Here is a 12,930-nt window from a genome sequence, read left to right as displayed (position 1 = left end):
ACCCGCTGGAACAACTCCCACAACCCGTCCGGGACCAACCGCTCCACGATCGTCATGCCTCAAGATTACGAACCCAAATGAGACGATGTCTTAGCCGGGGGTGGGCAGCCGCAGGGAGGCCGTCCCGGGCCGGGCACCGCTCTGCGCCTCAGGGCCCGGCGGCAGCACCGACGTCTCGAGAGCACCGACGAGCCCACCGCGGCAACCGCCTGCCTCGGTTCCCGTCGATTCCGGCTTCACCGGCGTGTGAGCACGCGGAACTCGTTGCCGTCGGGGTCGGCCAGCAGCACCGCGTCGTCCCCGCCGTGGGCGGGATCAAGACGCTTCGCTCCGAGGGAGAGCAGGCGCTCGACCTCCGCCTGCTGATCGCCGTTCGGCGCGAGGTCGAAGTGCAGGTCCTTGCCGGAGTCCGGCATGAGCGGCGGACCACCCCATGTGATCTTCGTACCGCCGTTGGGCGACTGGATGGCGGTCTCCTCGTCCTGGTCCCAGACCAGCGGCCATCCCAGCGCCTGGCTCCAGAAGTGGCCCACGGCCTGCGAACCATCGCATGCGAGCGCTCCGATGAAGCCGCAGCCGGCGAGGAAGTTGTTGCCCGGCTCGAGGACGCAGAACTCGTTGCCCTCGGGGTCGGCGAGCACCACATGGGAGGCGTCCGGTTCCTGGCCGACGTCGGCGTGCTGCGCGCCGAGGTCGAGTGCCCTGGCCACGGTTTCCTGCTGGTTCTCCAGGGAGGAGCTGGTCAGGTCGAAGTGCAGCCGGTTCTGGGCGATCTTCTGCGCCCGGGAGGGACGGAAGCCCAGGCGGTAGCCGGCCTCGTTCCCGGACAGCAGGGCGACGCCATCGTAAAAATCGTCGGCTCTCTCCAAGCCCAGGACGCCGGACCAGAAATGCGCCAGGCGCTCGGGCTGGTGCGCGTCGAAGGAGATTGCGAAGAGTCGGCTGCTCATTGCGCCACGCACCCTCGGTCCGTTGAGTGTCCACTGTCGGCAGGGCGCCATGCCGACGCCGCGAACGCGGATCCTACGGGCCGGCCGGCCTCGGTTGCAGCCGAGTATTCCACGGCCCCGCGTGCGGACAGCCCGGGCCGTGGGGCCTCCGGAAGCCGCCGATCTGCGATTGAATACCGGTGTGGCACGGAAAATCGTGGGGTTCGGCGAGGACGATCTGCGGGCGCTGGCGGGGACTCGGTCCTTCGAGCGGGGGCTGGGTTACCTGGACGCGGTGAGCGGTCTGGAGGTAGAGGAGCACTCGGTCACCGCCGTGGTGCACGGTACGGACGTTTACGAGGTAGAGCTCACCCTCGGCGGGGACGACGGGCCCTCGGGGTGGTGCGACTGTCCCTACGGGCAGGAGGGCAACTTCTGCAAGCACTGTGTGGCGGTGGGACTGACCATGCTGCGGCGGGCGAAGACGATCCCGCATCAGCAGGTCGCCGCACGGACACGAGCCTCCGGCCTGGAAGCGTGGCTCACGGCACTGTCCCGGGACGAACTCCTGGCGCTGGTGCGGGAGCAGATCGCCGAGGACCGCCGGCTGCGCCGGCGCCTGGAACTGCGGGCCGCCGTCGCTCGCTCCGACACCGATACGGTCCGGGACCGGATCATGGCACTGATTGATCCGCGGCCTTTCGCCCGGTACGGGTACGTCGAGTACGCCGATGCCTCCGGGTACGCGCAGCAGGTGGCAGAGGCGGCGGCTGCGCTGCGCGTCCTGACCGCCGACGGTCAGGCGATGCAGGCGCTCGGTCTGGCCGAGGAGGCGATCCGAGTACTGGGAGAGGCGTACGGGGAGATCGACGACTCCGACGGTGTGGTGGGGCAGGCCGCCGCCGCGGTGGCCGAGGCCCATCTGGAAGCGTGCAAAGCCGCGCACACCGATCCAGAGCACCTGGCCGAGTGGCTGGTCGGCCAGGTGCTCGGCGACAGCAATGACGTGATCGACCTGGACCCGCTCGACTACGCCGAGGCGCTGGGGCCGAGTGGGCTTGTCCGCCTGCGGCAGTTGGCGGCCGAGGCACGGCGGCGCAGGCCGTCCGGCTGGGCGGAGCAGCATCTGATGGAGCGCCTGGTCGAGGCGGAGGGCGACGTCGACGCGCTGGTCGCTCTGTACGCGCAGAACCTCGACCCGTCCGGTGCAACGCATCTGCGCATCGCCGAGGAACTCGAATCGGCGGGCCGCGCGGACGAGGCGCTCACGTGGGCGGAGCACGGAATTCGGGACTGTGCCGCCGAGACGTACATCGACGGCCGCCTGGTCGACTACGTGTGTGCCCGTTACTCGGAGGCGGGGCGGCCGGCGGACGTAGTCGGGGTGCGCCGGGACCGCTTCCGTGTCGAACGGTCCCTGGCCGCCTACCGGCAGTTGCGCTCCGCCGCTCAGACGGCGCAGTGCTGGGAGGCCGAGCGTGTGGCCGCGCTGGCTGCCCTGCGAGAGGACGCCCGCCGCGCTCATGGCGGGCGGTATCGCGGACCCGTGCTGATCGATGCGCTGCTTGACGACGGCGATGTGGACACGGCCTGGCGCGAGGCCGCCGGCCTCGCGGACGACCGGCAGTGGGAACATCTTGCCGACCTGTCACGCGAGACACGTCCGGCCGAGGCGCTCGGAGTCTATCTGCAACTGGTCGAGCGGCTGAAGGAGCCGACCGGCGACCGTGCCTACGAGCACTTGGCCCGCCTGCTGCTGGGTGCCCGTGACTGCCATCGTGCGCTGGGAACGCAAGAAGCATTCACCGGCTACCTCGCCAACCTGCGGGCAGAACTGAAACGCCGGCGCAAGCTGATGAGCATCCTCGACCGATGCGGGCTCTGAGGGAGCGCAGGCCCGCTCACCGCGTACCGGACGACAACTCCCAGATCCAGTGTCTCGCGTGTCCAAGAACAAGGGTCAAGGCCCGTGCCTCCGGCGGTGGCAGGAACAAGGACCTCGACAATCCTCATTCTTGCTGGTCAGAGGAACTTTCTGTTTTCCGGACCGCCTGCCGGACAGCCCGCTTCATGAAAGCGAGAGGCTCAGTTCAGCGCTCGGGTGTTGCGGCGGGGGCGAGGCTGGTCCAGCCGGCAGGTGGAGCCAGGAGTGTACGGACGTGGGGCTTGCGGGTGCGCCTTCGCACGTGCCCCCGGTGGTCGTAAAGGATGAGGTGGCCGAGGCGTTCGAGTGCTTTGACAGCGAAGCCGTTCGCCGGGCACATGCCGTCGCCTTTACCGAAGGGGAGGTAGGAGCGCCGCTGGTCGTCGGTCGGCTGCTCCCAGCGCGAGGGACGGAAGTCCAGTGGCCTGTCCCATACGGCCGCCGACCGGTGGATCGCGTGCGTGCCGATCAGGATGTGCTCGCCCTCGTGGACCCGGGTGCCGGCAACGTCGTGGTCGGCGGCGGCCACCCTGATCAGGCGCCATGCGGTGGGGTACAGGCGCAGTGCCTCCCTGACCAGCCAATGAATCTGTTCCTGCCGCACCGCCGGGGTGTCGTAGCCGTGCTGGATGCCGAGCATCACCACCCACTCGAGAGTCACACCGGTGAAGCCGACCGTGGACAGGACGAGGCGTTGCAGCAGTTGTGCGCGATCGCCCGGGGATAGTTCACCGGGCAGGCCGAGTACCAGATCGACCAGGTCCTGTGGGTCGCCTTTTCGCGCCGGCAGCCGGCGGAGTTGTTCGGCGAGCCCGGCTCGGACGGCGGGCACCGTACGGTGCGAGCGTCTCAGCACGTGGCCGACGATGTCGTCAGCCACAATGCTCGACGTCACGTAGGCGTCGACGAGCGCGTTGATTTCGGTATGACGCTGGTGCGCGATAACGGGGGCGAAGTACCGCCGGACCATTTCGACGCCCCAGCGCTGGTGCCGCAGACGGCCGCGGTCGTCACTCACCTCATCGAGGGCGGAGTCGAGGTCGAATGATGCCGCCAGGTCGTGCCGGGCCAGGACCCTGAGTAACTCGCGGGAGGCTTCGCTCCGGACCGCCTGGGGCAGGGGGTGCGGTCCCAGGCGGTAGAACCCGGACTGGGACAGGTAGTTGCCGGCCGAGTCGACCAGGACGTCCCGGGCCGCGTCGGCATCGGCTACGAAGAGGGTTCCGAAGCGGAGCCTGAACGGACCGTCGCGGTCCGCGGCCTGCTCCTCCCAGCGCCGCAGTTGCGGCCACAGACTTTTCCTGTCCAAGAGCATGGGTTGTTCACCCGTCTGACGGAGGGTGGGACGCGCGGCGGCTTGGCCGCGCGTCCCATCCCTTTACAAAGAGCACGTCAGGCGTTGTGCCCGTACCTGTCGCCGTACTGGTTGCGGCGCGTACGCGCTTCACCACTGAGCACCCGGAGGCTTTTGATGATCCATGACACGGCGGCTGCCCTACCTTGCCGGTCGGAGTTGTACCTGTTCCGGCTGCCGAGCGTCAGTCCTGCTTCCCGTAGCCGACGAAGTACCCGTGCCACCGCGCACGCATCTCACCGCTAAGCGCCCGAAAGCTGCTGGTCACCCACGACATCGTCGTCCTCCTTGCCGGTCGGTGCTTTCGGGTTCTACGACCCGATAAGGCATCTCGCCGTCTGCTGCCGCTCTCGTCGTGCGTGGCCGATTCACCGGTGAGTCGGCCGACCGCGAGGGCACCAATTAATCCGTGACGCTACTCCCACTGCAGAAACGGGTGAACTGTCGGAACCGGCCAAAGACGGTGATGCGACCGGGCGACACAGCCGCGCTATGACCGGCCCTCTGCCAACACCCACGGGCCTCCGGCCCGCTATCGCCAGGGACCAGCGGGCGCGTTCACGACCTCGGGTAAGACATGAGCCCGGCTCGACGGCGTAGGCGACGGTGGGCGTTGCGTACCAGGCCGGACCCTCGGGGCGCTCACCCTTCGGCGTGAACGGAGAGGGCAGCAGGCTGCCGTCCAGCTCCACCCACTCCTTGCCGACCTTCACTCTCGACAAGTCGACGTGGGAGAGGTCGACCAGCCAGGAGCCGGGCAGCTTCGGGGCGAAAACCGGATTGGTGACATGGGTGGGCGTGCCGAGGCCGACGATCAGGCCGTTGGCTCCGGCGGCGAAGGCCATGTTCACGTCGATGCCGACCAGGTGCCACAGGGTGCACTCGGCATCCGTCACCGGCCGCGCCCAGCAGTAGGCCTCCTCGAACAGCTTCTCGGCGGGGCCGCGGACGTGGAAGCGCGGCAGGTCCGCCAGGAGCGGGTGCCCGCCGGGTGCCTCGCACGGCGCGCAGTCCCCCCGGGTCCTTGCCCACGCTGCCGGGGTTGTGCTCGGAGCGCCGCCTGCCGTCGGCGCCGGGCTCGGAGGCGCAGGTCGGCGGGTGCAGCGCGGTCATCAGCTCCAGGCCCGTCACGGTGGTCGAGCCGCGCGGCGCCATCACCCGGGACGCGTAAACGCCCAGCACGCGGCGAGGTCCGCCGGCGAAAGCTGTGCGGCGTGGCCCCAGTGGCGGGCATCGAGCGCGTTCCACGACGGGATGCACAGTTGCACGCAGGCCCGCTCCGAACGGTCGCCGGGCGGTAGATCCGCGCCCACGGTCCGAGCCCGCGCTTGGTGAGTTTCCAGTCGGCGCGAGCCAGCTGCTTGATGACCTTGTGGCCCTCCGGCGAGAAGTGGAAAGAGGGGCGGGAACCTCGGAAAACCGGCTTCCGCCCCTCTTACGAGGGTGTGCTCGTCAAGCACTTAGCGTCGTGATGCTGCCGCTCAGATAGCGAAGAACCACAACTCGATCGAGTTTCCCACCGTGCGGCACTCTGCCGGGCATGCGGTGTGGAGCTGCGAATCAAAGGATTCTGATCCGCTCTATCCTGACCCCGTCAGGATGGTTGGGCCATGTGAAGGTGGTCCACTTGCCGATGGGGGTGTCGGGCTGCCACCTCCCGTCCCCATACCACTGGACCCGGTTGTTTCCGGTCCAGATTTTGTGAACCCATTGGGTTCCCGACCTTCCGAAGGACCATTCACCCGCGTTGGCATAACACGTGTGGTAATACTTCACGGCGCCGGTGCTCGTGTTGTGCCAGTCCACATGAAGGTACTCGTTGATGTCGTTGCACTCGACCGGGTTGATCGCGGACGCGGACTGCGGGGTGAGGATGAGCGAGGCCGCCGCGACGGCGGATACCAGTGCGGCCTTGACTGCCTGCCGGTTAATTCGTCTCACGCATTTTCTCCTTCGCGGAATTGTGCAATTTCAGGCCACCCGCCCTGGCGCGGTATCATGCGCAAATACAGGTGAAGTCACCGGCCTTGGGCGCCAGCTGTACAGCCGGTGGCGCTGAGCACTTGGCCTCCGTTTTTTACTTGCGGTGGCGTCCGGATCCTGAGAGGAAAAAGAAAGCACATTCCTGCTGGGGCGACAGGTTTTGTCTAAGAATCCTGCCGTTCCAGCAGAAAAGAATTTTCCGCGTGCACACTGCCGTCTCGCGCCCCAAGCTCGTCGTCTCGTATCGTCCGACGGGCGCAAGGCGGTCGACCATGCCGGGTCCCGTCTGTCGGCCGATCTCACCGATGCCACCGGCCTGACCGGTGCCTTCGCCGGTGCACTACGTCGGCTGCAGCCGCGCGGGACCAGACACGGCCCGGGCCGGGTGGCGGTCGATCCGGCGGGTGCCCGTTATCGCCGGTGGATCAGAGGATCCTGATCCGGTATGCCCTGACCCCACCTGGGTGGTTCGGCCAGGTCATCTCGGTGTACTTGCCGATCGGCTGCTCGGGCTGCCACCTTCCGTCCCCATACCACTGGACGCGGTTGTTACCTGTCCAGATTCGGGTGACCCAATAGTCCTGGACGCCCCCCACAGAGTGCTGGCCGGCGTTGGCGTAGCAGAAGTTTTCGTCCCGAGTGGTGCTGCCCAGGTGCGCTGTGACGTGGAGGTATTCATGGTTTCCGCATGGGACGATGTCGATCGCCGACGCGTTCGTCGCTGTGGCGGCCATGAGGGAAGCCGTCAGGGACACAGTCGTCAGTGCAGCCAGGGCCGCCCGTTTAGCTGTCTGATGCATGGGTGTTCTCCTCAGAACTCTTTCACCGAAGGCCCGGCGTAAGCGCCGCGGCCGAATGGAACGCTACGGACACCGCAGGCCGCGGTCGTCGCAGACCGCGGTCGTCACCCTGCGGAGCCATTTCGACGTAGCTCCTGCAGGGGACAGGTCCTGCGCCGGGCCCCAGGGAACGGATCGCCGTGGACGTGGACAGGTGTGGTCGTTTTCGGGCCGTCCTGTCGGCGCGGCTGTCTGGATACCGGCCCCGCGAGTTCCCCGGCCGGGCTGCGGACACAGCTCCGCCAGGGGATATTGCGATTGTTCGGGCCGAGCGGGCTAGGCCGTGCTTACCCACCGCTGGAGGCTCCGACCCTGTTCGCTCACACGCCAGCGGCCCTGCAATTAATCGATCTTTGAGGGCCTTAACGATTGGCCCTCAAAGATCGAGGACGGCGATCGGACAGGACCACCGTCCCCCCGCTAACACCGACGGTTCAGAGAATCCTGATTCCCGTTACGCTGACCCCACCCGGGTGATTCGGCCAGGTGAAGACAGTCCACTTGTTGATCGGGGTATCGGGCTGCCACCTTCCGTCCCCGTGCCACTGGACCCGGTTGTTGCCGGTCGAGATCTTCGTGATCCACCAACCCCTGGCGAAATCTAAGGTTCCGGCGTTGGCGTAGCACACGGGTTGGGTGGGCCCATGGGTCGGGTGGATGTCGATCTGCAGGAACTCGCCTGAACTGCACGGTACCTTGTCGATCGCGGACGCCTGCGTCGTGGTGGCGAGGGTGAGTGAGGCCGACGCCACGACGGCCGTCAGCGCGGACAGGACCACCCGTTTGGCTTTTTGGTTCATGGAACTTCTCCTTTTCGTGTCGTGCTGGAGGGCCGGACGGTGGTGCGGTCTGGCACAGTGCCGTCCGGAGTCGAGGGGTGAGGCTTTGGTTCAGGTCGTGTCAGACGCGGCCAAGAGGTGTGCGGCCCGGTCGACCTGCGCCTGAACCTGTTTTTTGTAGCCGGTCAGGACTTTGGCGTTGGCGGATATGAGCTGCTGCTGGTATCCGGTGAGGACAGCGAAGTAGACGGCGGCCAGATTCGATGACCGCGTGCAGGACTCGTCGGCCGCGGCCGCGGCGATCTCCTTCGCGGTCGCCTTCTTGGCGTTCAGGAAGCCGTTGGCCAGCTCCTCGGGGTCGTCGGCCGGATGTCCCGCCGTGCTCATGCAGGCCGACCAGCGTTCACGCGCGGCGCCGACCCGACTGTCCGCGGCCGCCTGCTGGAACGACTGGCCGAACAAGTCTTGGGTGAGCTTCCATCCCCGGGTGTCGGCGAGAGACGGCACTTGTTTGTCCGCCTTGTCCCAGCAGGCGTTGTAGTCCTTCAGTTCCTGGCCGGTCGGGCCTTGGGTGGCTGGAAGGGATACTGCGACGTGGAAACCGAGGCGCTTGGCGGTCGCACTGCCGATGTAGCCCCAGGCGCCGGCCGGGCGGATCGCTTCTTTTTCTTCTTTCGTCTTCGCGGCAGTCTGGGTCTTCTTCTGGCCTGAATAGCTTGTGTATCCCCGGTTTTGCATGCAGCGGGCGACCAGCGCCTCGTTTGTCCGGTACAGCAGGACGTCGTCCTCCTCGGAGGTGCCGTAGGCGGACAGCGGGAGGCCCGTCAGACCGTCATATCCGGTGGCGGGTGTTGTCGACGTGGCCGCGATGGTCGGCGGGGTCGGCGTCACATGCGTCGCGCTGTCGGCGAGGCCAGCGGAGCAGCCCGCGGTCAGCACAACGGCAGCGATCGCCGTGATGGAGGTCATGCTCATGACGGGCCGTACGGCTCGCCGCGTGCCGGGGGCAACTCGAACGGTTCTCATGCTGGGCTTGCCCTTTCCGGGAGCAGGAGCGCGGTGCCGGCCGCAGGGAGGCCAACCGGTTCTCGTCGGATCGGCCGGTCCGCCAACCCTGAGATCTGCGGCCCGGGGCGCGGAGCCAGGTACGCGGACGGCGAGCAGGGGGTGTTTTATGGACAGATGCATTCACCACCCGATCGGGGCGGATGTGACAAGTAGACTGCTCATCACGATCGATGCCCAGGCAGAACAGCAGGCACAAGTACCGCCGGTACAAGATGCCTGCACGCATACTCGGCGGGGAAGCGGACGTTGGACAGCTCGTTAGGGGCGCTCTTACGGCGCCTGCGGCATGCGGCCCATATGACCATCGAGGAGTTGTCGAACGCTTCCGGGGTGAGCGTGCGAGCGATCGGCAACCTGGAGCGCGGTGAGAGCCTCGGGCCGCAGCGCGCCACCGTGATCGCACTCGCGGACGCGCTACGACTGACCGGTGATTGTCGCGACGAGCTACTACAAGCCGCCCGCGCAGGTCAGCGCCGCAACCCGGCACCGGCACCGGGGCTGATGACGATGCCTCGCGCGGTGCCCGACTTCACCGGCCGCAGCCAGGAGGCGGACTGGCTGGCCTCACTCGCGGACGGTTCGCCGGACGAGCCGGCGCCCATCGTCGTGATCTCGGGCCAGCCGGGGATCGGCAAGACCAGCTTGGCCGTGCACACCGTCAGTAAGCTGTCGCACCGTTTCCCCGACGGGTACTTCTTCGTCGACCTGCGCGGCCTGGAGGCACGGCCGCTGGACCCCAGCATCGTTCTGGAACGGCTGATCCGCACCCTGGCGCCGACCCATAACCGGCTGCCGCTCGATTTGGGTGACCGGGCAGCCCTGTACCGGTCCGTGGCCGCCGGGCGCCGGATCGCCGTGGTGTTGGACAACGCGGCGGACGAGGCCCAGGTACGTCCCCTGCTGCCGGCGACCGGCGCGGTCCTGACAGTGATCACCAGTCGTCGGCTGCTCACCGGCTTAGAAGGGGTGGCCCGGCTCCCACTGCCGCCACTGCCTGACGCAGAAGCCCGCGACCTGCTGGAGCACCTGATCCCCGGCCCACCCGCCGCTGGCCATGCCACCGACGCGATATCGCAACTGGCGCACTCCTGCGGCAACCTCCCGCTGGCCCTGCGGATCGTCGGCAACCGCATGGCCAGCCGCCCCGACTGGTCACCCGACCGGCTCGCCGCCCGTCTCGAGGACGAGGAACGCCGTCTGGACGCACTGACCGCTGGCGACCTGGAGGTCACCGCGGCTTTCGAATTGTCCTACACACAGCTGTCCGGCGCCGCGCAACAACTCTTCCGACGACTGTCCCTGATGCCGGGAGCGCACTGTGGTCCCCAACTGGCCTCAGTGCTGGGAGGGCTGCCGGACGCCGACACGGAGGACGCCCTGGACGAGCTGGTCGAGCTCGGGCTGCTTCAGTCAGGTTTCAGTGCGCGCTACTGGTTGCACGACCTCATCCGCATCTTCGCCCGACGGCGACTGGAGCAAGAAGAGCCCGAAGACGAGCGCGCCGCCGTCGAAGCACGAGCGGTGGACTGGCTACTGGACACGGCGATCGCGGCTGGCCGCTGGTTCGAACCGGACTACTACAAGGCTCTCCCTGAACACTGGGACGACCGCGTGCAGCTGAACTCCCCTGAGGCCGCACAGCAATGGTTGATGGCCGAGGCTGACGGCTGGCTCGCCGCGCTGGAACTGGTCGCCGCCACTGGAAGGTGGCGACGGGTGGTCGACGTGGCCGAAGCCATGCACTGGTTCTCCGACCGCTGGATCCACTGGGGGTACTGGCCCCGGGTATTCACCCTGTCCAGCAATGCCGCCGCCGAACTGGCCGACCACACCGCCGCCGCAACGCATCTGAACTACCTCTCCTGGGCGCACAACGCTTGCCTCGGCGACACCGCGGGAGCGAGCGACTGCGCCCGTCGAGCCCACGCGGAAGCGGTCATCGCCGGGGACCTGCGACAGCAGGCGTGGGCCGACTCATACTTGGCGGTGGCGCTGTTGAAGGCCGGGGATGCCCACGGCGCGCTGCCACTGGCCGCCCGAGCGAGGCGAGGGTTCCGCACCGTGAACGACCGAGAAGGCATGGTGATGCACTCGCTGTCCACCCTGGGCAAGGCGCTCGAGCGCATCGGGAAGCCCGACGAAGCGCTGTGGGCCTACAAGCACAGGCTCACACTGGCGTCCGACCCGGCCACCGCGCCGTCGCCCATGATCGCGGAAATGACACGGGTATCGGCGGCACGCGACATCGGCCTGCTACACATCACGCAGCGAAGGTGGCAGGAAGCGATTGAAACACTCGAGCCGGCCGTCGCCTGGGAACCGGCCTCGAACATTCCCCAATGGCAAGCGCAGATGTACGCCGCGCTCGGCCGGGCACGCCGGGAACTGGGGCAGACCGGAGGCGCGTTGGCCGACGTAGACCGCGCCATCGCGATCTACCAGCAGATCGGTGACGACAATGCCATAAAGGCCATCCAAGCCCTGCGCAACGGTTTGGGCCCGGACCCGAGCACTCGATCCACAACGGAAACGACATCATGAAGTGGCCGACGGATCACCTTCCATCCATGCTGGCCTCGCTGGTCAACGCCTGCTCCAAGCCGTCGCCGGACTACTCTCCTACCAACAAACTGAGCTTGTTCCGCTTTGACGGACACCGTTGGTGTGGTGGTCAGGCCGCGAGGGTGGCCTCGTAGTCGGCGGGTGTGCGGTAGCCGAGACTGCTGTGCAGCCGCTGCAAGTTGTACCAGCTCTCGATCCACTCGAATATCGCGGTGCGGGCAGCAGCCCGGCTGGGCCAGGAACGGGTGTCGATCAGCTCGTTCTTCAGGGTGGCGAAGAACGACTCGGCCAGCGCGTTGTCCCAGCACTGCCCGGTGCGGCCGACCGAGAGCCTGACACCGAACTTCGAAGCCAGAAGGGCGAATTCACGGCTGGTGTCCTGGCAACCACGATCAGAGTGGAAGATCACCGGGCCGGCCGGGCGGCGGGTCCGGCAGGCGGCGCGCAGGGCATCGGCGACCAGCTCGGTGCGCAGGTGGTCGGCGGTGGCCCAGCCGACGACCCGGCGGGAGGCGATGTCGATGACGGTGGCCAGGTAGAGCCAGCCCTCCTCGGTGGCGATGTAGGTGATGTCACCGCACCAGCGGGTGTCGACCGCAGCCGGGTCGGGCTGGAAGTCGCGAAGGACCAGGTCGGGTCGGGTGGCCGCGTGCGGGTCGGGGATGGTGGTGCGGTGCCGGCGTCTTCGGTGCCGGCCGGCCAGTCCGGCCAGGCGCATGAGCCGGGCCACCCTGCGGCGTCCACAGCCGGCGCCCTCGCGCTGGAGAACGGCGTGGATGCGCGGTGCCCCGTAGGTTCCGCGGGACTGCTCGTGCACGGCCGTGATCTGCTGCGTCAGCTCGGCGTCCCGCAGTGCGCGGGCTCCCGGCGTGCCGGTGCGGCGGGCATAGAAGGCGGCTCGGGAGACCTTGAGCAGTTCACACGCACGCTTGACGTTGTGACCTGCGGTTTTCTCCGCCTCGATGAACGGGTGCACCGTCACCGGGTCTCCTTCGCGAAGAAAGCCGTGGCCCGCTTGAGGATCTCCACGTCCTCCCGCAGCCTGCGGTTCTCCCGCCGTAGTGCGGCCAGTTCCTCGCGTTCGCTGCTGGTCAGGCCGTCCCGTTCGCCGGCGTCGACCTCGGCCTGCTTGACCCAGTCCCGCACCGCGGTCTCGGTCAGGTCGAAGTCCTTGGCGACCTGACCGACCGAGCGGTCACCCCGCCGGGACAGCTCGACTATCTCGGCCTTGAACTCCGGCGTGAACGAGCGGCGAGGGCGAGGCTTCTTCTTCCCCATGCTCTCCATGATGGACATCATCCTTCCGGGGCCGAAGCCCCTGATCTCTGATGTCCGTCAAAGCGAATCAAGCCCAAAACTGCAGTCCTGTCCGATGGCCCACGCATATGAACCTCGACAGCGTGCTTGTGGTCCTCGACCTGACGCTTCCGGATGGCTCACGGATCGGTGTCCGCTGCACTCCGACATCACCTCATCGGCGGCGTCATTGCTG

10 protein-coding genes and 1 pseudogene are annotated in these 12,930 nt (G+C 67.5%); 2 read left to right on the top strand and 9 right to left on the bottom strand.

Annotation, left to right across the window (positions count from 1 at the left end):
* Window positions 1–236: 236 nt before the first annotated feature.
* Window positions 237–950 (bottom strand): VOC family protein, encoded by a 714-nt coding sequence (locus ACIF8T_RS38190; protein ID WP_400041795.1) that lies wholly within the window; start codon window positions 948–950, stop codon window positions 237–239.
* A gap of 181 nt (window positions 951–1,131) precedes the next feature.
* On the opposite strand from ACIF8T_RS38190, the gene ACIF8T_RS38185 reads away from it, so the two are divergent.
* Window positions 1,132–2,814, top strand: coding sequence for an SWIM zinc finger domain-containing protein (locus tag ACIF8T_RS38185; protein WP_400041793.1), 1,683 nt, complete (start codon window positions 1,132–1,134; stop codon window positions 2,812–2,814).
* 205 nt (window positions 2,815–3,019) lie between these two features.
* Here the strand turns inward: ACIF8T_RS38185 and ACIF8T_RS38180 are convergent, their stop codons facing one another.
* The 6 genes and pseudogenes from ACIF8T_RS38180 to ACIF8T_RS38155 form a co-directional block, all read right to left on the bottom strand.
* On the bottom strand, window positions 3,020–4,168 hold the full coding sequence (locus ACIF8T_RS38180; protein ID WP_400041791.1) for a cytochrome P450: 1,149 nt from the start codon (window positions 4,166–4,168) through the stop codon (window positions 3,020–3,022).
* 620 nt (window positions 4,169–4,788) lie between these two features.
* A pseudogene (locus ACIF8T_RS38175) lies at window positions 4,789–5,591 on the bottom strand (transcriptional regulator); the annotation flags it as partial.
* Between the two features lie 176 nt (window positions 5,592–5,767).
* Window positions 5,768–6,148 (bottom strand): beta/gamma crystallin domain-containing protein, encoded by a 381-nt coding sequence (locus tag ACIF8T_RS38170; RefSeq protein ID WP_400041789.1) that lies wholly within the window; start codon window positions 6,146–6,148, stop codon window positions 5,768–5,770.
* A gap of 467 nt (window positions 6,149–6,615) precedes the next feature.
* Window positions 6,616–6,990, bottom strand: a complete 375-nt coding sequence (locus tag ACIF8T_RS38165; RefSeq protein WP_400041787.1) for a beta/gamma crystallin domain-containing protein — start codon at window positions 6,988–6,990, stop codon at window positions 6,616–6,618.
* A gap of 473 nt (window positions 6,991–7,463) precedes the next feature.
* The gene (locus ACIF8T_RS38160; RefSeq protein WP_400041785.1) at window positions 7,464–7,829 is read right to left on the bottom strand and encodes a beta/gamma crystallin domain-containing protein; all 366 of its coding nucleotides are present in this window, start codon (window positions 7,827–7,829) and stop codon (window positions 7,464–7,466) included.
* Window positions 7,830–7,919: 90 nt separating this feature from the next.
* A complete protein-coding gene (locus tag ACIF8T_RS38155) occupies window positions 7,920–8,777 on the bottom strand; it encodes a hypothetical protein (RefSeq protein WP_400041784.1) in 858 nt (285 codons plus the stop codon).
* Window positions 8,778–9,122: 345 nt separating this feature from the next.
* On the opposite strand from ACIF8T_RS38155, the gene ACIF8T_RS38150 reads away from it, so the two are divergent.
* Entirely contained in the window at window positions 9,123–11,417 is a 2,295-nt protein-coding gene (locus ACIF8T_RS38150) for an ATP-binding protein (protein WP_400041782.1), read from the top strand.
* A gap of 130 nt (window positions 11,418–11,547) precedes the next feature.
* On the opposite strand, the gene ACIF8T_RS38145 is transcribed toward ACIF8T_RS38150, so the two are convergent.
* Window positions 11,548–12,420, bottom strand: coding sequence for an IS3 family transposase (locus ACIF8T_RS38145; RefSeq protein WP_400041781.1), 873 nt, complete (start codon window positions 12,418–12,420; stop codon window positions 11,548–11,550).
* A complete protein-coding gene (locus ACIF8T_RS38140; protein ID WP_400041779.1) occupies window positions 12,417–12,725 on the bottom strand; it encodes a transposase in 309 nt (102 codons plus the stop codon). Before ACIF8T_RS38140 ends, ACIF8T_RS38145 begins: the two co-directional genes overlap by 4 nt.
* Between the last annotated feature and the right edge of the window lie 205 nt (window positions 12,726–12,930).

Origin of the sequence: Streptomyces sp. NPDC085946 (assembly GCF_044540485.1) — a bacterium.
GTDB lineage: Bacteria > Actinomycetota > Actinomycetes > Streptomycetales > Streptomycetaceae > Streptomyces.
This window is presented reverse-complemented; position numbering and strand designations above follow the sequence as displayed.

What these genes read in the sequence shown, in the direction of transcription:
- ACIF8T_RS38165 (WP_400041787.1), bottom strand. Translation starts at nt 6,990, where the DNA reads ATGCATCAGACAGCTAAACGGGCGGCCCTGGCTGCACTGACGACTGTG.
- ACIF8T_RS38160 (WP_400041785.1), bottom strand. Translation starts at nt 7,829, where the DNA reads ATGAACCAAAAAGCCAAACGGGTGGTCCTGTCCGCGCTGACGGCCGTC.
- ACIF8T_RS38190 (WP_400041795.1), bottom strand. Translation starts at nt 950, where the DNA reads ATGAGCAGCCGACTCTTCGCAATCTCCTTCGACGCGCACCAGCCCGAG.
- ACIF8T_RS38140 (WP_400041779.1), bottom strand. Translation starts at nt 12,725, where the DNA reads ATGGAGAGCATGGGGAAGAAGAAGCCTCGCCCTCGCCGCTCGTTCACG.
- ACIF8T_RS38180 (WP_400041791.1), bottom strand. Translation starts at nt 4,168, where the DNA reads ATGCTCTTGGACAGGAAAAGTCTGTGGCCGCAACTGCGGCGCTGGGAG.
- ACIF8T_RS38155 (WP_400041784.1), bottom strand. Translation starts at nt 8,777, where the DNA reads ATGACCTCCATCACGGCGATCGCTGCCGTTGTGCTGACCGCGGGCTGC.